The 20,316-nt window shown below is 40.5% G+C and carries 17 protein-coding genes and 1 tRNA gene; 2 read left to right on the forward strand and 16 right to left on the reverse strand.

Annotated elements, in window-relative coordinates; all coding sequences use genetic code 11:
* Nucleotides 1-9: 9 nt before the first annotated feature.
* From smc to mgtE, 10 genes are all read right to left on the reverse strand, one after another.
* Nucleotides 10-3,570: a chromosome segregation protein SMC gene (gene smc / locus ACWJAF_RS01125; RefSeq protein WP_448861656.1), complete on the reverse strand. Its 3,561-nt coding sequence runs from the start codon at nt 3,568-3,570 to the stop codon at nt 10-12.
* A gap of 7 nt (nt 3,571-3,577) precedes the next feature.
* The gene (gene rnc, locus ACWJAF_RS01130) at nt 3,578-4,273 is read right to left on the reverse strand and encodes a ribonuclease III (RefSeq protein WP_296093246.1); all 696 of its coding nucleotides are present in this window, start codon (nt 4,271-4,273) and stop codon (nt 3,578-3,580) included.
* A gap of 60 nt (nt 4,274-4,333) precedes the next feature.
* The gene (acpP, locus tag ACWJAF_RS01135) at nt 4,334-4,567 is read right to left on the reverse strand and encodes an acyl carrier protein (RefSeq protein ID WP_296032626.1); all 234 of its coding nucleotides are present in this window, start codon (nt 4,565-4,567) and stop codon (nt 4,334-4,336) included.
* Between the two features lie 33 nt (nt 4,568-4,600).
* Nucleotides 4,601-5,623 carry a phosphate acyltransferase PlsX gene (gene plsX, locus ACWJAF_RS01140; protein WP_296032625.1) on the reverse strand — a complete coding sequence of 341 codons (1,023 nt, stop codon included), beginning with the start codon at nt 5,621-5,623 and terminating at the stop codon, nt 4,601-4,603.
* Between the two features lie 193 nt (nt 5,624-5,816).
* Nucleotides 5,817-6,707: a proline iminopeptidase gene (pepI, locus tag ACWJAF_RS01145; protein WP_055284482.1), complete on the reverse strand. Its 891-nt coding sequence runs from the start codon at nt 6,705-6,707 to the stop codon at nt 5,817-5,819.
* A 352-nt stretch (nt 6,708-7,059) separates the two neighbouring features.
* Nucleotides 7,060-7,239 carry a 50S ribosomal protein L32 gene (gene rpmF, locus ACWJAF_RS01150; protein ID WP_296032623.1) on the reverse strand — a complete coding sequence of 60 codons (180 nt, stop codon included), beginning with the start codon at nt 7,237-7,239 and terminating at the stop codon, nt 7,060-7,062.
* 3 nt (nt 7,240-7,242) lie between these two features.
* Nucleotides 7,243-7,770 (reverse strand): YceD family protein, encoded by a 528-nt coding sequence (locus ACWJAF_RS01155; RefSeq protein ID WP_296031062.1) that lies wholly within the window; start codon nt 7,768-7,770, stop codon nt 7,243-7,245.
* 67 nt (nt 7,771-7,837) lie between these two features.
* Nucleotides 7,838-9,025 (reverse strand): acetate kinase, encoded by a 1,188-nt coding sequence (locus tag ACWJAF_RS01160; RefSeq protein ID WP_448861660.1) that lies wholly within the window; start codon nt 9,023-9,025, stop codon nt 7,838-7,840.
* Nucleotides 9,026-9,047: 22 nt separating this feature from the next.
* Nucleotides 9,048-10,043: a phosphate acetyltransferase gene (gene pta / locus ACWJAF_RS01165; protein WP_028086205.1), complete on the reverse strand. Its 996-nt coding sequence runs from the start codon at nt 10,041-10,043 to the stop codon at nt 9,048-9,050.
* 159 nt (nt 10,044-10,202) lie between these two features.
* The gene (gene mgtE / locus ACWJAF_RS01170) at nt 10,203-11,540 is read right to left on the reverse strand and encodes a magnesium transporter (protein ID WP_296031065.1); all 1,338 of its coding nucleotides are present in this window, start codon (nt 11,538-11,540) and stop codon (nt 10,203-10,205) included.
* A gap of 178 nt (nt 11,541-11,718) precedes the next feature.
* On the opposite strand from mgtE, the gene ACWJAF_RS01175 reads away from it, so the two are divergent.
* Nucleotides 11,719-12,999, forward strand: a complete 1,281-nt coding sequence (locus ACWJAF_RS01175) for a nucleotidyltransferase (protein WP_448861662.1) — start codon at nt 11,719-11,721, stop codon at nt 12,997-12,999.
* Nucleotides 13,000-13,081: 82 nt separating this feature from the next.
* On the opposite strand, the gene ACWJAF_RS01180 is transcribed toward ACWJAF_RS01175, so the two are convergent.
* The 5 genes from ACWJAF_RS01180 to polA are packed head-to-tail and all read right to left on the reverse strand — an operon-like array spanning nt 13,082 to nt 18,830.
* Entirely contained in the window at nt 13,082-14,446 is a 1,365-nt protein-coding gene (locus tag ACWJAF_RS01180; protein WP_448861663.1) for a DUF711 family protein, read from the reverse strand.
* Between the two features lie 29 nt (nt 14,447-14,475).
* Complete coding sequence (locus ACWJAF_RS01185) at nt 14,476-14,748, reverse strand: ACT domain-containing protein (RefSeq protein WP_028086201.1); 273 nt, start codon at nt 14,746-14,748, stop codon at nt 14,476-14,478.
* 44 nt (nt 14,749-14,792) lie between these two features.
* A complete protein-coding gene (locus ACWJAF_RS01190) occupies nt 14,793-15,590 on the reverse strand; it encodes an MBL fold metallo-hydrolase (RefSeq protein ID WP_448861665.1) in 798 nt (265 codons plus the stop codon).
* Nucleotides 15,591-15,611: 21 nt separating this feature from the next.
* The gene (gene coaE, locus ACWJAF_RS01195) at nt 15,612-16,202 is read right to left on the reverse strand and encodes a dephospho-CoA kinase (RefSeq protein ID WP_296031049.1); all 591 of its coding nucleotides are present in this window, start codon (nt 16,200-16,202) and stop codon (nt 15,612-15,614) included.
* 12 nt (nt 16,203-16,214) lie between these two features.
* A complete protein-coding gene (gene polA / locus ACWJAF_RS01200) occupies nt 16,215-18,830 on the reverse strand; it encodes a DNA polymerase I (RefSeq protein ID WP_448861667.1) in 2,616 nt (871 codons plus the stop codon).
* A gap of 192 nt (nt 18,831-19,022) precedes the next feature.
* Here polA and ACWJAF_RS01205 point away from each other — a divergent pair.
* Nucleotides 19,023-19,105, forward strand: a tRNA-Leu gene (locus ACWJAF_RS01205).
* Between the two features lie 106 nt (nt 19,106-19,211).
* Here ACWJAF_RS01205 and ACWJAF_RS01210 read toward each other — a convergent pair.
* Entirely contained in the window at nt 19,212-20,315 is a 1,104-nt protein-coding gene (locus tag ACWJAF_RS01210; protein WP_448861669.1) for a GH25 family lysozyme, read from the reverse strand.
* Between the last annotated feature and the right edge of the window lies 1 nt (nt 20,316).

The raw sequence follows: 20,316 nt of genomic DNA on the forward strand, positions 1-20,316 counted from the left end.
ACAATCCTCCTATTTATCCAGTTCGTTTTCCAGCAGGCTTACAGATACCAGGGTCGATATACCTTTTTCCTGCATTGTAATACCGTACAAACGGTCCGCTGCTGTCATTGTACCACGTCTGTGCGTAATTACAATAAATTGTGTATATTTTGTAAGTTTATGCAAATATTGCGCAAAACGATCTACGTTATTATCATCAAGTGCTGCCTCAATCTCATCCAGAAGACAGAATGGTGACGGTTTCAGATTCTGGATTGCAAATAAAAGTGCAATCGCGGTCAATGCCTTTTCCCCACCAGACAGCTGCATCATATTCTGCAGTTTCTTTCCAGGTGGCTGGGCGATGATGCGGATTCCTGCTTCCAGTATATCTTCTTCCTCCATCAGCTCCAGTGTTCCCTTTCCACCTCCGAAGAGTTCCTTAAACACTTTATCAAATTCTCTGGCTATTCTTGCAAACTGCTCTTTGAACTGTTTGCGCATAGCGGTATCCAATTCTTCTATGATCTGTTCCAATGTCTCTGCTGCTTCCACCAGATCGTCATGCTGACCTTTTAAGAATTCATAACGTTCTGATACACTTTTATATTCTTCAATCGCATTTACATTGACATTACCAAGTGCACGGATTTCGCTTTTTAACTCCTTGATTCTTCTTTTCATGACATTCAGATCTGTCAGATCCGGATTTCTAAGTTCTCTGGCATGATTTAATGTCACTTCATATTCTTCCCACATATAATTGATCTGTTTTTCTGAATTTTCTTCATACGTAGTTTTCTGGCTTTCCAGACGATATACTTCTTTATCCAGATCCGTCATATGTTTTGATATTTCTTCTCGTTTTTCGAAGAAGGTCTTATGCCGCTGATTTAATTCTTCTCTTTCTTTTTTAGAACGTTCAATCTGCTGTTTGATTTCTCCGAAAAGGTCTCCTGAATTTTCAATCGTTTCTTGCAATTCCCGGATCTTATCTTCTTTTTCCGAGATTTCTTTCGATGTACCGCCTTTATTTCTGGATATTTCTTCCAGTTCCGTATGGAATTTATCCATTTCTTCACAGATACGGGTAATATTTTCCGTTATGAACATGTACTTCTGTTCCAATCCAGCATATTCCAGATGACTCTGCTCCACCTGTCTGGATTTTTCGCTCTCTTTTACATGCATATCTTCGAGCGCTTCCTGACCTTTTTCAATATCACTGTTTAACATCTTTTCCATATCCTGTGAGGTATCCAGTTCCACATTAATGGATTCCTGGTTATCCATGATCTCTGTGATCTCTATATCCAGTTTTTCTGCTTCTTTCCGGATACTGTCGGAATGCTCTTTGAAATTTTTAATTTTGGTCAGCGACTGTTCTGCATTCATCTTTGCCGTATTCTGTACAACGTATGCTTTCTGAAGTTCTGTTCCAATCACATCCGTCTTTTCATAATAAGCGGCTCTTTCTTCTTTTAGTTTTGCAGTCTGGCTCTCCATGTCGTCCATTTCTTTTTTTAATTTATGGACCGTTTTTTCAAATTCTTCAATCTCTCTTCTACGGCTTAAAAGATTGCTCGAATTCTTAAAGGCTCCACCCGTCATGGATCCACCCGGATTAATCAGTTCTCCTTCCAGCGTAACGATACGGATTGACTGATGGTACTTTCTCGCTATTACGGTTGCGTGATCGATATGATCAACTACCAGCGTTCTTCCAAGCAGAAAATCTGCCAGTGTTTTATATTTCTCTTCTACCTGGACCAGTTTATTCGCAGTTCCAATTACTCCGGCTTCTTTCATGGCCTCCGGGCGGTTGATACCTGCATTCGCACGAATCGAAGTAAGCGGAAGGAACGTTGCACGTCCATATTTGTTCTTTTTCAGAAATGTAATCATCCGCTTGGCTGTCTCTTCATCTTCCGTTACAATATTCTGAATGCTTCCACCAAGAGCTGTTTCAACTGCTATCTCATAGTCTTTTCCCACTTTTATGATATCAGCAACTACACCAAGAAGACCTTTTTCCCGGTCTTTATTATCCATTACCCTGCGGATACTGTTTCCATATCCATCATAGCGTTCCGTAATATTTTTCAGCGATTCCAGTCTGGACTGTTCTCTGTGAAATGCAGACTGCCCGGCCTGAAGCATCTGCGACTGTTTTGCAATCTGCGATTGCAGTTCTTTTATCTTCGTTTCATAAGATTTATTTTGCTCTGTAAGAGAAATAATTTCATTAGAAATATTCTTCAACTCCGTCTGGAACATTTTGAAATTTTCATTCTCTTCTGCTATCTCGCTGTCATTTTCAATAATCTGACGGTTGATCTGGGATTTCCGGACCTGGATCTGCTCCATCATGGTGTCAAATTTCTGAATCTGGGCTTTTGTCGATGCCCTGTTATTCAGTATTTCCATGATATGCGTCTTCTTTTCATCTACAGATTCTGTAATCTCTATGATCTGTGCCTGAATCTCTGCAAGTTCTTTTTTTAACTGTTCTTCCTGCGACTGCTTGTCATCCATCTCTTTTGTAATGGATTCTTTTTCTTTCTGCAGTTCTTTTAGCTGTCTTTCCCTGTCAGACAACTCACCTGTGATTGTATTCGCACGCTGCTCATAGTGCTCATCATTCATCTTTGCACTGTTAATCTGCTCTTTCAAAAGTGCGATCTGGTTCTCCAGCTGCTGCTTTAACAATGTTGTCTCATTTAACTGCCGGTTTGACTTCTCGATTGCCTCATCGATCACATCTACTTGCTCTTCGATGGATTCGTACTCCGTCTTCGTCTCCTCATACTGTCTGGAAGCATCTTCTAATTCTTCTTTTGTTATGCTAAGCTTCTTTTCCAGTTCCAGGATCTGCTCACGGATCCGCTCCATCTCAAGCAGGAACATATTAATATCATAAGTCTTTAATTCTTCTTTGCGTTTCAGATATTCTCTCGCCTTTTCTGACTGACGCTCTAATGGTCCCACCTGCTTTTCCAGCTCCGACAGAATGTCGTTAACACGCACCAGATTCTGGCGCTCATCTTCCAGTTTTTTCAGTGAAAGGCTTTTTCTTCTCTTAAACTTCACAATTCCAGCTGCTTCGTCAAAGAGTTCCCTCCGCTCTTCCGGCTTACCGTTTAAGATCTTGTCAATCTGTCCCTGTCCTATGATAGAATATCCTTCTTTACCAATACCAGTATCATAAAAAAGCTCATTTACATCTTTTAACCTGCAAGCCCTTCCGTTAATCAGATATTCGCTTTCCCCGGAACGGTAAAGCTTTCTTGTTACCGTCACTTCTTCGTAGTCAACCGGAAGCTTATGATCCGAATTATCCAATGTAATTGCTACCGATGCATAACTGAGCGGTTTTCTATTCTCTGTTCCCGAGAATATAACATCCTGCATCGTACCGCCTCTAAGCTGCTTGATACGCTGTTCACCTAATACCCACCTTACGGCATCTGCTACATTACTTTTACCACTCCCGTTCGGTCCGACAATACCGGTGATACCATTATGGAATTCAAATTTTATCTTATTTGCAAATGATTTAAATCCCTGCACCTCTATGCTTTTTAAATACATTCCACACCTACTTTATGTTCTTTTCATGCAGTTTCAGAATCGTAACATATGCAGCTTCCTGTTCTGCCGCCTTCTTGGTTCTGCCTGCTCCGACCCCATATTCTTCCTCTCCAATATGTACTGCTACACGGAATGTCTTATTATGGTCTGGCCCTTCTTCTCCGATCAGATGATACGAGATTGTCTCTTTGAAATTCGCCTGCACGATCTCCTGCAGGATAGTCTTGCTATCAAAAAAGAGTTTTTTATTCTCCAAATCCTGCAGAATAAAGCGATGTATGAACTCTTTTGCATTAGTAAAACCACCATCAAGATAAATTGCCCCGATCAGAGCTTCCATTGCGTCCGAGGTTACAGATTCTCTCTTACGTCCTCCAGTTGCATCTTCGCCTTTTCCAAGCAGCAGATATTCTCCAAGATCCAGCTCTCTTGCACAAAATGCCAAAGCCGGCTCACATACCATGCTTGCTCTTGTCTTCGTCAGCTCCCCTTCCGGTACCTTCGGATTGTTGTGAAATAAAAATTCACTGGATACCAGTTCAAGAACCGCATCTCCCAGGAACTCCAGACGTTCATTACATTCATACTTCGGCAAATGTTTTTCATTTGCATAAGAACTGTGGAGCATTGCATTTTTAAAAAGTTCGAAATCTTTAAATGTGTACCCAATCTTTTGTTCTAATTCTTTTAGATCTTTATTCATATAAAACTCCATATCGAAAAAAGCCCTTGGCAGGGCTTTTTCGTTTTTCATATTTTCTGCCTAGTTGTTAGTTGCATTCTTGATCTGCTCAACTGCATCTCCTACAGTAGAAATCTTCTCAGCATCATCATTATCGATTTCAATATCAAATGTTTCTTCTATTCCCATGATAATCTGGAAAATGTCAAGTGAATCTGCTCCCAGATCATCTACAAATGTTGTGTCCTCTGTAATATCATCTACTTCTACGTTTAATACGTCAGCAATGATTTCTTTTAATTTTTCAAGTTCCATATCAAATCTCCTTTTCTCATCGATAGTAATATATTATTCAGCGGACTTCTGATCCGATTGAATACTTTCTTTAATTTTTTCGTTAATTTTCTGTTTCTTAAATGTTACACACTGAATCAACGTATTGCTTACTTCTTTTGCCTTTGAACTTCCATGTGTTTTTACCACAAGTCCATTCAGCCCCAGAAGCGGTGCACCACCATATTCACTGGCATCGAAAGATTTTAAAGTTTCTTTTAACGCCGGTTTGATCAAAAGTGCACCCATTTTACTGCGCAACGTAGACATCAGTCCCTCTTTTACTTTACTGATCAGAACCGAACCGACTCCTTCATACAGCTTCAAAATTACATTTCCTGAAAAAGCTTCTGTTACAATAACATCAGCCTGTCCATGTGGAATTTCTCTTGCTTCCACACTTCCGATAAAGTTAATAGAATCTTCTTCCTTTAACATAGGAAATGTCTCTTTTACCAGTGCATTTCCTTTTTCTTCTTCTGCTCCGATATTAACGATTCCAACCTTTGGATTTTTAATTCCGACTACATGCTCCATATAGATAGAACCCATCTTAGCAAACTGTACCAGATGTGAAGCTCTGGCATCCACATTTGCCCCACAGTCGATCAGAAGTGCTACTCCCTTTTCTGTCGGTATTAAGGATGCAAGCGGTGGTCTTTCAACGCCCTTGATCCGTCCTACGATCACCTGCCCACCTACCAGAATTGCTCCCGAACTTCCGGCTGATACAAACGCATCCGCCTTGCCCTCTTTCACCATCTTCATACCGACGACAATGGAAGAATCTTTTTTTCTTCTGATTGCATTTACCGGTGGCTCTGCTGTCTCGATTACCTCTGTTGTATTGACAACTTCTAATCGTTCTTTATCATACGTATATTTCTGTAATTCAGCCTGAACAACATCTTCTTTACCAAGCAGATATACTTTAATATCCTGCTCACGGCCAAGAGCATCCACTGCTCCTTTAACCATTTCGCCAGGTGCATTGTCCCCGCCCATAGCGTCCAATGCTATTACTGTAATTTCTGACATATTAATTCCTCCTAGCATTACTGAATTTATTCTACTAAACATCTATACAAAAATCAATATTTTCCTTTGAAAAACGCCAGAGTGTGTCTGAAAAAGGCCTTCTATGATCACAGCACCACGTCTTTTAGCCAAAAAGAGATTCAGCCCGTTTTTTGCCGAATCTCTTTTTTTCGCACTTTTATGCTATATATTTTTATTTATCATATTCGTTCATCCACTTAATCAACTCAACACAATAATCATCGTGTCTGTCTACAAATGTAGTATGTCTTGCTCTCTCCCAGAGAATCCACTTGGAATTCGGAATTTCATCTGCCATAGTTTTTGCAACTAATGGTGAGCACAGATCAGAAATACCACTCATGATCAGTGATGGAACTTTGATTTCATGAAGTCTGTCAATATACTCAAAATCTTTTAATGTACCAGATGGAACAAACTCATTTGGTCCCCATCCATACAGATAAGCCTCTCCGCCGGATTTCTTTGGTCTTGTACAGCATTCTGGAAGATCTTCTCTCCAGTAATTGCAGTATCTGTCCATGTAGTTATCGACTGCTTTCAGATAAGCCTCTCCCGTAAAGTCATTACGTTCCAGTGCATCATTAATCGCTGCCTGGTCTTCTTCAGACATCATCTTAATTCTTCTCATTCCTTCTCTTGCCCATAAGCTGCTGCTTGGATGACCAGAAGAAATAATGAAAGACTTCACACCTTCCGCTCCACGTTCAATTGCATATGCAATCTGCATCATACCGCCCCAAGACTGACCAATGATGTGGCATTCTTTCAGTCCCAGATGTTCTCTCAGAGCATCCAGCTCGTCCAGCCACAGATCCTGTGTCCACATCTCTGGATGTCCGTCCAGATAAGATTTTCCGCATCCCAGCTGATCGTACATAACGATCATACGGTCATCATCGTCTGCAACGTTATCCAGTACTTCATAATAATTGTGAGTAGATCCCGGTCCGCCATGAAGACAGATCAATGGAGCTTTTCCATTATCTTTCTGTTCTCCAACGATTCTGTAGTAAGTCTGATAGCCATGAAAAGGCATATACCCTTCTGTAATTTTTGCCATTTTGTTAATCCTCCTTTTTTAAGATACTGTAGTTCGCAGTGCAATATAATCTCTTATGTCCCCGATTAGACAGCACTGATGTCCTCTTTCCTCAACATTTTATATCTGACATTATAGACTACATTTTATACCTAGTTAAAATTATAACACTATTAAAAAAAGTTGCAACATATAAAATATTTATTTTCATTTGGATTACATTAGAGTGCGTCTTAAAAAGTATTTTTCGGACACGCTTTAAGCTATACAGAGAACTTGTCACTTGCAGATTCTTCCGAACACATAACGATAAAAGCAAAACAAGAGCTGTGCATAAATGCACAGCCCTTGAATTTACATCATTTTCAAGAAATTAATCCTGAGCGATAACTGTTTTCTGATTGTATGAACCACAATGCTTGCATACTCTGTGAGGCATCATTAATTCGCCACACTTGCTGCATTTTACCAGATTTGGTGCGCTCATTTTCCAGTTTGCTCTTCTTTTGTCTCTTCTTGCTTTAGAAGATTTATTCTTTGGACAAATTGACATAGGTTACACCTCCTTAAAATTCTTAAATACATCACGGATAACTGACATTCTAGGGTCGAGCCCCGTATCTTCACAGTTACAGGTACCTTTATTCAGGTTCTGACCACATACGTTGCAAATACCTTTACAGTTTTCGCTGCATAGAATTTTCGTCGGCCACCCTACCAATAACTCGTTGTAGACCAATTGCTCTACATCTAAGCTATATCCGTCAATATAGTTATTCTCGTCTAAATCTTCTGACTGATCGTATGCATCTGATTCTGTATCAATCTTATGCTTAAAGTCAAGTGTTACCTTTACTTCTACATCTTCCAGACATCTGTCACATGGTGCAGCCGATGTAATCTCAGCCTTTCCTGTCACTTCTAACTTACGGTCACCTGCATATTCTACAGACAACTCAAGTGGTGTCTTTCCTGTAATCGCATAATCTCCCATCTCAGACTTAAAAGAAGTCATCTCAATCGGAACAGATTCATGTATTGCTTTATGCTGCTCAGACAGAACGTCGGATAGGTTTAATATCATAATATCGTCTCCTATTCACACACTAGACTATTATATCATGTAAATTTATTTTGTCAACAGTATTTTTTTAAACTAATTTAACTGTTTCACGCGCAATTGCTAATTCCTCGTTTGTTGGAAGGACAATGATCTTAACCTTTGAATCTGGAGTAGAAATTACTGCCTGTTCTCCGATTGCTGCTTTGTTCTTCTCTTCATCCACTTCAACACCAAGATAGCCAAGGTATTCGCAGATTTCGCTTCTCATTTCCCATGAGTTTTCACCAACACCAGCTGTAAATGTAATTGCATCTACGCCATTCAGTGCTGCTACGTAAGAACCAATATATTTTGCAACACGATATCTGTAAGCATCCAATGCAAGTGATGCTCTTTCATTTCCTTCTTCGCTTGCTTTTCTTACATCACGGAAGTCCGAAGAAATTCCTGTCATTCCAAGAAGACCAGATTTTTTATTCAGGATTGTAAGCATCTCATCAACACTGATATTTTCGTGATTGCAGATAAACTGTACAACTGCAGGATCAACATCTCCACTACGTGTTCCCATGATCAGGCCTTCCAAAGGAGTAAGTCCCATACTTGTATCTACGCATTTTCCACCGATAGACGCTGAGATACTTGCTCCGTTACCAAGATGGCAAACGATAACTTTTGCATCTTCTTTTCCAAGCATCTTGCATGTCTCACCAGATACGAACATATGACTTGTTCCGTGGAATCCATATCTTCTTAAGCTGTATTTTTCATAATATTCATACGGAATACCATACATAGCTGCTTTCTGTGGCATATTCATACCAAAAGCTGTATCAAACACTGCTACATTCGGTTTTCCTGGCATAGCTGCTTCACAAGCTTCAATTCCGATCAGGTTAGCCGGGTTGTGAAGTGGTCCAAGATCGAAGCAGTCACGTACAACTTTTTTCACATCTTCTGTTACAAGTGTTGCATCACTGTAAACAGTTCCTGCGTGCAGTACACGGTGTCCGATTGCTGTAATCTCATCCGTATTCTCAATTACTCCATGTTCTGCATCCATCAGGGCATCCAGTACAAGTTTTACTGCCACACTATGATCTGGCATAGCTGTTTCTACTACATATTTGTCTTTTCCAGTAGGTTTATGTGTCAATACAGAACCTTCAATTCCGATTCTTTCGCAAAGACCTTTTGCGAGAACACTTTCATTCTCCATATCGATCAGCTGATATTTTAAAGATGAACTTCCACAGTTGATTACTAATACTTTCATTCTATTTTCTCCTTCTCAAATCTTACTGGTTCTGGCACTGAACTGCTGTAATTGCTACAACACCTTCGATATCTTTAGCGCTGCATCCTCTTGAAAGGTCGTTAACTGGTGCTGCGATTCCCTGTGTCATTGGTCCGTAAGCTTCTGCTTTAGCAAGACGCTGAACAAGTTTATATCCGATGTTACCTGCATCAAGGTTAGGGAAGATCAGGGTATTTGCTTTTCCTGCAACCTGGCTTCCTGGTGCTTTTGCTGCTCCAACAGAAGGAACAAGTGCTGCATCAAGCTGCATCTCTCCGTCTAACATAAGATCCGGATTCTCTGCCTTTGCGATCTTAACAGCTTCCTGTACTTTTGTTACATCATCGTGTTTTGCACTTCCCATTGTTGAGTAAGAAAGCATAGCAACTCTTGGATCAGCTCCAACAAGCTGTTTGAAACTTTCTGCAGAAGACTGAGCGATTGCTGCAAGTTCTTCTGATGTAGGATTCTGGTTCAGTCCGCAGTCAGCGAATACGAATGTTCCATTCTCTCCCATGTCGCAGTCAGGTACTACCATAACAAAGAATGCAGATACAAGCTTTGTTCCTGGTTTTGTCTTCAGGATCTGAAGGCATGGACGGAGTGTGTCTGCAGTAGAGTGGCATGCTCCTGATACCATTCCGTCTGCATCTTTCATCTTAACCATCATTACACCATAGTATAAGTAGTTTGTAAGAAGAATCTCTCTTGCCTGCTCTTCTGTCATTCCTTTTTTCTTTCTCAGTTCAACAAGTGTTGCTACATACTCATCTGTCTTTTCATATGTAGCAGGGTCTACGATAGTAGCTCCTGTAATGTCGAAATCTCCTTTATTCTTAGCGATCTCTTCTTCGCTTCCGATCAGGACCAGATTAGCTGTTCCTTCTTTTAAGATTGCCTCTGCTGCCTCATAAGTTCTGATGTCTTCGCTCTCTGGAAGAACGATTGTTTTTTTACAACTTTTTGCTTTCGCTTTGATTTCATCTATAAATCCCATGATAAATAGACTCCTTTCCAAATATTTTTCTCAGTATTGTCATTATAATACAAAGAACCCCTGCGGACAAGGGTTCTTACGGTAATCTTATGTCTCTTTTTGCGTACAATGTACAATATCCACTATATTTTGAACAAAACATATTGCATTTTCACAATGTTACAAATGAAATGCACGGCTTACAATTGCAAAATACACACTGATCGTACTAATATCTACCAGAGTAGAAATTAGCGGCGTTGCCATGATTGCCGGATCAAGTCCGATTTTTTTTGCAATCAGCGGCAGCGTACAACCTACTACTTTTGCAATCAATACTGTACATGCCATGGTAAGTCCAATCGTAAATGCCATCATCGCATCTCCCTGCCCCATCAGCATGATACGGATTCCATTCACTACCGATAATATAATACTGATACAAAATGCAATCCGGATTTCTTTCCAGATTACTTTGAACAAATCGGAAAATTCAATTTCTCCAACAGCCAGTCCGCGTATCACCAGAGTCGAACTCTGCGATCCACAGTTTCCACCGGTTCCGGTAAGCATCGGAACAAAGCCTGCAAGCTGGGGCATTAACGCAAGTGCATTTTCATAACTGTTCATGATCATCTGTGTTACCGTTGCCGATAACATCAGAAACAAAAGCCACGGAATACGGCTTTTAACATGATCAATGATCGATGTCCCAAAATATGAGTCTTCATTCGGATTTACACCGGCCATGATACTGATATCTTCTGTTGTCTCTTCCTGTAATACCTGCATGGCATCATCAACGGTTACAATACCGACCATGCAATTCTCATGATCTACAATCGGGAGTGCAATCAGACCGTATTTTGTGATTATATTCGCCACATCTTCCTGGTCATCTGTTGTACGGGCATACAACATATTCGTATCCATAATCTCTTCGATTGTTTTTGATTCACTGCTTGTCAGAAGTTCCTTTACATCGACCTGTCCGATCAGATGACGCTGTTCTGTAACATAACAAGTATAAATCGTCTCACGGTTCAATCCTACCTGGCGTATCTTTAAAATAGATTCTGCAACTGTCATCTCACGTCGAAGTCCGATATAATCTACGTTCATCACGCTTCCGGCGCTTTCTTCCGGATATTGCAATAACTGATTGATCCGTTGACGCTTTTCTTCATCGGTAACCATCAAAAGTCTATCCACAACATTTGCCGGCATCTCCTCCAGCACATCAACTGTATCATCCAGATACATCTCTTCCATGATTTCTTCAAGCTCGGAGTCCGTCAGCGCATTGATCAGAATCTCACGCATATCACTGTTCATATAAGAAAATGTCTCGGCCGCTTCTTCTTTTGCAAGCAAACGGAATACCAGCACCATATGCTTCTGATCAAATTCTTCCAGAATCTCCGCAAGGTCTACAGGATACATATTTGTTTCCAGTTCTTCTTTTAATTCTTTATACTCTCTGGCATCCAGCATTTCTTTGATACGTTCTTCCGTCAGTTCTTCCCTGTCTTCCACGTAATCAATATCATCATCCAGGAGTTCTTCCTCATTCTTATTCTCTTCCATAAAATATGCATCCTCCTTTCTTCCCAGTTTCGCTGGGTAAACATCCCATTTGCATACCCCACTATTGTATAGTATAATCAATTTTATATTGTTATACAAGGAGATTCTTATGAAAACTGTTGGACTTATCACGGAATATAATCCATTTCACAATGGACATCTTTATCACATTGAAAAAGCAAAAGAACTGACCGGTGCCGACCGGGTTGTTATCATTATGAGCGGCGATTATGTGCAAAGAGGAATGCCGGCTCTTTTGTCCAAACACCACCGGGCCCATATGGCTCTTTCCTGCGGTGCTTCCGTAGTCATTGAACTCCCCGTGTGCTATGCTTCCGGCAGTGCTGAATATTTCGCCCTTGGTGCAGTTGCAATCCTGGACGGTCTTGGTTGTATTGACAGCTTATGTTTTGGAAGTGAATGTGGAGACTTAGAACAACTCGATCGCATTTCCCGGCTGCTGGTTTCCGAACCCGGTTCATACCGGCTGCTTTTACAAAATGCACTAAAAAGTGGAGCTTCTTTTCCAGCCGCAAGATGTCTGGCTCTTAAAGAACTGACCGGAGACACTTCTATCTCCGAAGTGATGTCTGATCCAAATAATATTTTAGGAATTGAATATTTAAAAGCTTTACAACGACTTAACAGTTCCATTGTTCCAGTTACCCTGAAAAGGCAGGCTTGCAATTACCACGACACAACGCTTCAAGCCCATATGAGTTCCGCATCTGCAATTCGCAATACATTAAAGCAGCTCTCTATTCCACAAATCTCCGGGAATTTCGGAGAAAACGCCATTAATACTTCTTCACAAACCTGGCAGCTTCTAAAATCGCAGCTTCCAGATGAGGTTTTTCAAATTTTGCAAAATGCATGGAATACATCTTGTCCTGTAGAACCAGATGATTTTTCGCTGTTATTAAAGTACCGGCTCCTTGGCGAAACAGCCTCATCCTTGTGTGCATATCAGGATGTCTCTCCTGAACTTGCCAACCGTATCATCCGCTGCCGGAACAATTTTCAGTCCTACGAACAGTTTTGTGAACTTTTAAAAACCAAAGAATTGACTTACAGCCGGATTAGCAGAAGTCTGTTGCATATACTTTTATCTATTACCAAGGAAGATATGGCCCTTTACCGAAGCACTTCCTGCAGTTACGCCAGAGTCCTGGGATTTTGCAGGGAGCATACCGATATCCTGCGCAAAATGAAGGAACATTCTTCTATTCCTATTATTACCAAGCTTACGCAGACCGAAAGTCTTTCGCCCGCGGCTCTTCGTATGCTAAATCAGACTACCTTTGCATCCGACCTCTATGAAAGTGTAATCACAGACAAATTCGGCGGTTCATTTATAAACGAACATCAAAAGCAGCTTATTCGTATATAAAAAAACAGACAATCTATGATACCTTTTCCTTTATCCGTTTTACCAGAAGGTGCATCATGGATTGTCTGTTTTTATTCATTTTTTAGTTCTTAAAGCTGTGTACAGGCGCCGGAATTCTTCCTTTTCTGTTCACAAACGCACTACAGTCATATTCATTCACCGGAATGATTGGTGCATATCCAAGCAATCCGCCAAATTCCGCTGTCTCTCCTACATCTTTTCCGATGACAGGAATCAAACGCACTGCTGTAGTTTTCTGATTCACCATACCGATTGCCATCTCATCTGCAATGATACCAGAAATAGTTGTTGCTGTTGTTTTTCCTGGAATCGCGATCATATCAAGTCCCACAGAACATACACATGTCATCGCTTCCAGCTTTTCGATCGTAAGCGCTCCCATTTCTACCGCATCGATCATTCCTTTATCTTCACTGACAGGAATAAATGCACCACTTAAACCACCTACATAGGAAGAAGCCATAACTCCACCTTTCTTTACCTGGTCGTTTAACATGGCAAGCGCTGCTGTCGTCCCTGGTGCTCCGACACGTTCCAGGCCGATCTCTTCCAGAATCTCTGCCACACTGTCACCTATAGCCGGTGTCGGTGCAAGAGACAGATCAATGATTCCAAATGGAATGCCAAGTCTCTTTGAAGCTTCTCCTGCGACAAGCTGTCCTACTCGTGTTACCTTAAATGCAGTCTTTTTGATCGTCTCACATAATTCTTCAAATCCTTTTCCACGCACCTGTTCAATCGCATGTTTTACTACACCAGGTCCACTGACTCCGACATTGATTACTGCATCCCCTTCTGTTACACCAAGAAATGCACCTGCCATGAACGGGTTATCATCTGGTGCATTACAAAATACTACCAGTTTTGCACAACCAAGTGAATCATTTTCCTTTGTTGCTTCTGCAGTTGCCTTTACAATCTCTCCGCACAGACGTACTGCATCCATATTAATACCTGTTTTTGTAGATCCGACATTGATCGAACTGCAGATTCTGTCTGTGCATGCAAGTGCCTGTGGCACAGAACGGATCAGGTTCTCATCACTTTTTGTCATAGATTTTGAAACCAGGGCAGAATAACCACCAATAAAGTTTACGCCGACTACTTTTGCTGCTTTGTCAAGCGTCTTTGCAATGGTCACAAAATCTTCCGGGCTTTTACATGCCGCACCACCAATCAGTGATACCGGTGTAATCGAAATTCTCTTATTTACAATCGGAATTCCAAATTCCTGCTCAATTTCTTCTCCTGTTTTTACAAGATCCTTCGCAACAGTAGTTATTTTGTTATAAATATTTTCATTTAATTTATCAAGGTCTGCATCAATGCAATCCAACAGGCTGATTCCAAGAGTAATGGTACGTACATCCAGATTTTCCTCTGCAATCATCTGATTTGTCTCATATACTTCGTATCTGTTTATCATGTGTCTTTCCTGCCTTTCAGTAACTTTTCTTATAATCTGTGCATTTTTTCAAATATTTCTTCTCTCTGGCAGTGAATGGCAACGCCGATAGAAGTTCCGATTTCTTCCAGTTCTTTTGAAACTACAGCAACCTCTTTACTGCAATTTGTTACGTCAACAATCATCATCATGTTAAAGTACCCATCTACGATGGTCTGCGAAATATCAAGGATATTTACATTTGCCCCTGCAAGATATTCACATACTTTTGCAATAATACCTACGGTGTCTTTTCCTACAACTGTAATTACACATTTTTTCATGATTTGTTTTCCTCCTGTTGTCTTCCACGTTTTTTCATCGCATTTTACAATGTAATGATATCAGATACTTGATCTCTTTTGGCTACCATCATCGGAATATCTTCTCCTTTATATGGATTATCTCCGATACTGATCTCCAGCTTGACCGTTTCATATGCAAGTTCCTCGTAATTATTTTCCTTACTAAGATGTCCCAGAACTACATATTGAAGATCATCATGTAATATATCGCAAAGAAGCTTTCCTGACAGTTCATTTGATAAATGTCCCTTATCACCCATAACTCTTCGTTTCAAAGGATATGGATAAGGTCCGACTTCTAACATATGTATGTCATGGTTTGCTTCCAGAACGACCGCATTCAGGTCTTTTAAGTGATTCACTGTATAATCATCATATATTCCAAGGTCTGTTGCAACCGCAACTGCTTTTTCCCCACTGTTAATCCGGTATCCGGACGGTTCATTTGCATCATGGGAAATGGCAAATGGGTCCACGTTTAATGTTCCCAGTTCAAACGGATGATCCACTTCTATCTCATGTAAAAGTCCCTCCGGAAGTTTTCCGAGGCTTTTACAATTTTTAATCCCCTGGATAGTTCCAGGTGTCGCATAGATCGGGATCTCATATTTCCTGCTAAACACGCCCAGTCCCTGAATATGATCTATATGTTCATGGGTAACCAGAATTCCTTCTAGTTCATCCCCTTTTATATCCAGCTTTGTCAATCCTTCTTCTATTCTCTTCTTGCTGATACCTGTATCAACCAGAAGATGGGTCTGATCATCTCCTACATAAATACAATTTCCACTGCTTCCACTTGCAATGCTGCATAATCTCATATTAAATAATATCTGCCTTTCTTATAAATCTTCCACGATCTTATTCAGCTGGATCTTTGTCTCTTCAAACTGTCCGCTGTTATCAATCACCCGGTCACAATGGCGCATAAAAAGATCTTTCGGAAGCTGTGCTTCAAAAATCTGATCCACCTTGCTGTCTTCGTATCCTCTTGCATATTTCAAACGTTTTCTGCGGATGGAATCTTCTACATATACATACCACAATTCATCACAGATTTCTTCATAATGATCTTCAATCAGAAGAGCTCCTTCAATCAGCATAAGATTTGTATTTTTTCTTTCTTCTTTTGCAATCTTTTTCTGAATTTCTTCTTTTACTCTCGGGTGCACAATTCCATTTAACACAGACAGTTCCACACGGTCTGCGAATACGATATCTGACAGTTTCTTACGATCAAGTTCACCTTTTTCATCTAGAATCTCTTCTCCAAAATGTGCCACGATTTCATCAAAGCATTCTGTTCCCTTTTTTTGCAGCTTTTTTCCCACTTCATCAGCCATGCAGATCGTTGCTCCATATTTGTTGTTCAAATACTCCAGAATCTGTGTTTTTCCTGCTCCTACTCCTCCGGTAATTCCAATAATTTTCATCTCTTACACCTCTTATTTTGCTTCGTACCAGTTGTCTCCTGTATGCATATCTATTTCAAGCGGTACTTTTAAATCAGCCGCATGTTCCATTTCTTCTTTTAAAATCGTCTGAACTTCTTCAAGCTCTGGTTCATATGCTTCAATTAAAAGTTCATCATGAACCTGTAAAACCAGTCTTGACTTCATCTTCTGGTCCTTTAATCTCTGATTCACCCGGATCATTGCAATCTTAATGATATCTGCAGCCGCACCCTGAATCGGGGAATTCATAGCCACACGTTCTCCAAAAGACCTTTGCATAAAGTTGCTGGAAGAAAGTTCCGGAACCGGTCTCCGTCTTCCAAATAATGTCACCACATAGCCTTTTTCTTTCGCATGTGCCACTGCATCATTCAGGAAAGTCTTGATTCCCGGATAAGTTGCAAAATAATCATCAATATATTTTGCGGCTTCTTTTCTTGTAATGCTAAGATCCTGGCTCAGTCCAAATGAACTGATTCCATATACGATACCAAAGTTTACCGCTTTCGCATTGCGTCTCTGCTGCGGTGTTACTTCGTCAAACGGTATATGGAATACCTGAGATGCTGTAATACGGTGAATATCGCTTTGTTCTTTGTATGCCTGGATCAAATGTTCATCCCCTGAGCAATGTGCCAGTACACGAAGTTCAATCTGCGAATAATCTGCATCCACAAACCGGTATCCATCTTTCGGAATAAATACTTTTCGTATCAGACGTCCAAGTTCCATCCTGACCGGTATATTCTGAAGATTCGGTTCTGTACTGCTGATTCTTCCGGTTGCTGTAATCGTCTGATTAAATTTACCATGAATCCTTCCATCTTCCTGAATGTAATTCGCCAGACCGTCCGCATATGTGGACTTCAATTTTGTATATTGCCGGTACTCAAGAATCTTCGCTACAACCGGATATTCCGGAGCCAGTTTTTCCAGTACATCTGCTGCCGTAGAATAACCAGTCTTTGTCTTTCTTCCTCCCGGAAGTTTCATATTTTCAAACAGTACAACTCCCAGCTGTTTCGGAGAATTAATATTAAATGTCTCTCCGGCTTCCTGATAAATATCTTTTTCTAATTCATTGATTTTACCAACCAACTGGTCGCCATATTGCTTCAAGGCATCTGCTTCTATACGGATACCATTTTGCTCCATATCATATAATGTAAATACCAGCGGCATCTCTATATCCTGGAACAAATGATCCATCTGTGCATCCTGCAATTTTCTGTTCAAGATCTCTACTGCTGCAAAATTAACATATGCTTCATAGCAGACTTTCATATCCGTTTCTATCTTTTCATCAACCATAAGATCCAGATGCTCTCTCGCAACATCTTCCCATGTATAATTATTCTTAAGTGGATTCAGCAGATATGCCGCTACATTTACATCAAAACAATTTTTCTGATTCCGAATCTGAATTTCCCGCATCTTTTGTTTTATGTCAAACATTGCAAATGTACCAGCTTTTTCAGCCACCTCTGCGAGCTCTTCCAACAGCCAGTCTGCTGTTATATCCTTTTCTACTTTGATGCAGTAAATATCTTCTTTTGAAAAAGAGAGTCCGACGCCGCCTATCCCCGCCTGATTAACAAACAGCGGCAACACATTCTCAAGATCTTTAAACGTAACTGCACCTACCGTTACAGCAGTCTTTGCTTTTTCAAAAACCTTTTCAGCCTCTTCTTTTGATGCGATCACCTGAAACCCATCTTCTATCTTATTGGCCGGTGCCGCAATATCAAATCTGGAAAGAAGATTCTTAAATTCCAGTTTTTGAAAATATACATATGCTTCTTCTGTATACATATTTCCATGCTTTGCTTCTTCCAGATCATATGGAAATTCCGCTTCTATATTAATAGTAGCAAGTTCTTTACTAAGCACCGCAAGATCCCAATGTTCCTTCAATGCTTTTGATGCTCTTGGCGGTTTTAATTCTTCCACATGCTCATGTGCTTCTTCTATGGAATGATACTGTGTAATGATTTTTGTCGCTGTCTTTTCTCCAATACTTGGCACTCCCGGAATATTATCTGCCGTATCTCCCATCAGCGCCTTCAGATCAATAAATTCTTTTGGCGTCACCTGATATCGTTCCAGTACATCTTTTGCATAATAATCTTCAATTTCTGTTCTGCCTTGCTTTGTCTTTGGAATTCTGATCTTAACATGTTCCGTTGCAAGCTGCAGAAGGTCTCGGTCACCTGAAATAACCGTTACTTCCATTCCTTCTGTTTCACAACGTTTTGAAAGCGTTCCGATCAGATCATCTGCCTCCAGACCGGCGCATTCGATCGTCTTAACACCCATTGTATGAAGTACTTCTTTGATCACCGGAACCTGCTGTCTGAGTTCTTCTGCCATTGGCTTTCTGGTCCCTTTATATTCTACATACATTTTATGTCTGAATGTCGGGGCATGAACGTCAAACGCCACCGTAAGATATTCTGGCTTTTCTTCTTCAAGAAGCTTAAACATTATCGTCAGGAATCCATATACCGCATTTGTATGAAGACCATCTGCATTCGTAAGATCCGGCAGACCATAAAAGGCACGGTTCAGAATACTGTGGCCATCAATCAGCATAATTTTACTGCTCATTTTGTCTCTCCACCTAATAGTTCTTAATAGTTCTTTTTTCTTATAAAATCACTATCTTACTATACACCAATCCGGGCATTTTTAAAAGGTTAATTTTTCTTTCCTCCTTTTCTTCTCATTTTTTCAAAAAAGGATTGACATATATTAAATTTATAGTTATAATTTATTTTGTTGTGTAGCAACATATGCCATGCGGATATGGCGGAATGGCAGACGCACAAGACTCAAAATCTTGCGGGGGTGACCTCGTGTGGGTTCAAGTCCCACTATCCGCAGTGAACTTAATCGAAAAAATGCCGGAAACTTAAGCGTTTCCGGCATTTTCTTTTACTCATTATTCAAAAAAGGGGCAAAAAGGGGGCAAATTGCTTTTGCGACTTTTTATATGCATCCCATTTTCCTTAAAATCATATCCATTACATTTCTTCCAGCAATTCTATCATTATTAATTCCAACATCTTTCTGAAATTTATCCACGGCATTTTCCAATCCATTTCCAAAGATTCCAGGTGCTTCAACTGCTCCGCTGTAATATCCAAGGGCAGTAAGTCCAATCTCAACAAATGTAACCAGATACTGTGTCTCTCCACGTTTTACGTAATGGAGTCCACGTGCATTATTGGTCTTGGTACCGATCTTACCATCTACAGTTAAACCGGAACTATAATCCAGATTGCATGCAGTCTGTAATGCCATGATTAAACCTTTACGTGTCTGAGGACCGTTCAGGCCATCAGTAGCAATCCCAGCTCCTGTGAAATTGTTAATATGCACCTGCGCATTTTTCATTGACTGGTTGGTAGGTGTTACCTGCGGCATTGGGGCTGGTGCTGGTGTAGCGGTCGCAGTTCCTGCTCCTACTGATCCGCCAGCGAATTTGTCCCACGCCTCCCTGTCACCATAAAATACATCTAAGTCCAGATGGCCAGTCCAACCGGATAACTTTCCGCTGGAGGTATACTGATACATAGCACAGCTTCCCCATGCTCCAAGACCGCCTTTCAGAGGTGCTTCCGGGGTGTAACCCATCTCTGCATACCCTTTGTAGTATCCGGCATTCCACAGGCCGTAATCTGCATTCTTAACAGATGTCCAATCGTAAGCATTTACACAGTTGTTATAGCTGTACAGCATCGGTTTGATTCCGGTCTTCTCCAATACACGATCAAGGAACTCTTTGGCATATCCTACGCCTTTCTTTACCGCTTCTCCTTCCCAATCCAGAATCAGTATTGCTTTACCAATATATCCTTGTACATTTTTCAAAAAGAAATCCGCTTCTTCTTTTCCTGATGTTTTTCCGCTTGCAAAATGGTACACTCCGACCTTCTTTTCGAGAGCCATTGCTTGCTGCATAAATCCATCACAATATTTATCAATAAATGTTGTTCCTTCTGTCGCTTTACATATCACAAAATCACAAGGAACCATTAATAAATCGATTCCTTTCTGATGATTACTAATATCAATTCCATTCATACTCATA

The sequence above is a fragment of the Dorea sp. genome (assembly GCF_977044405.1).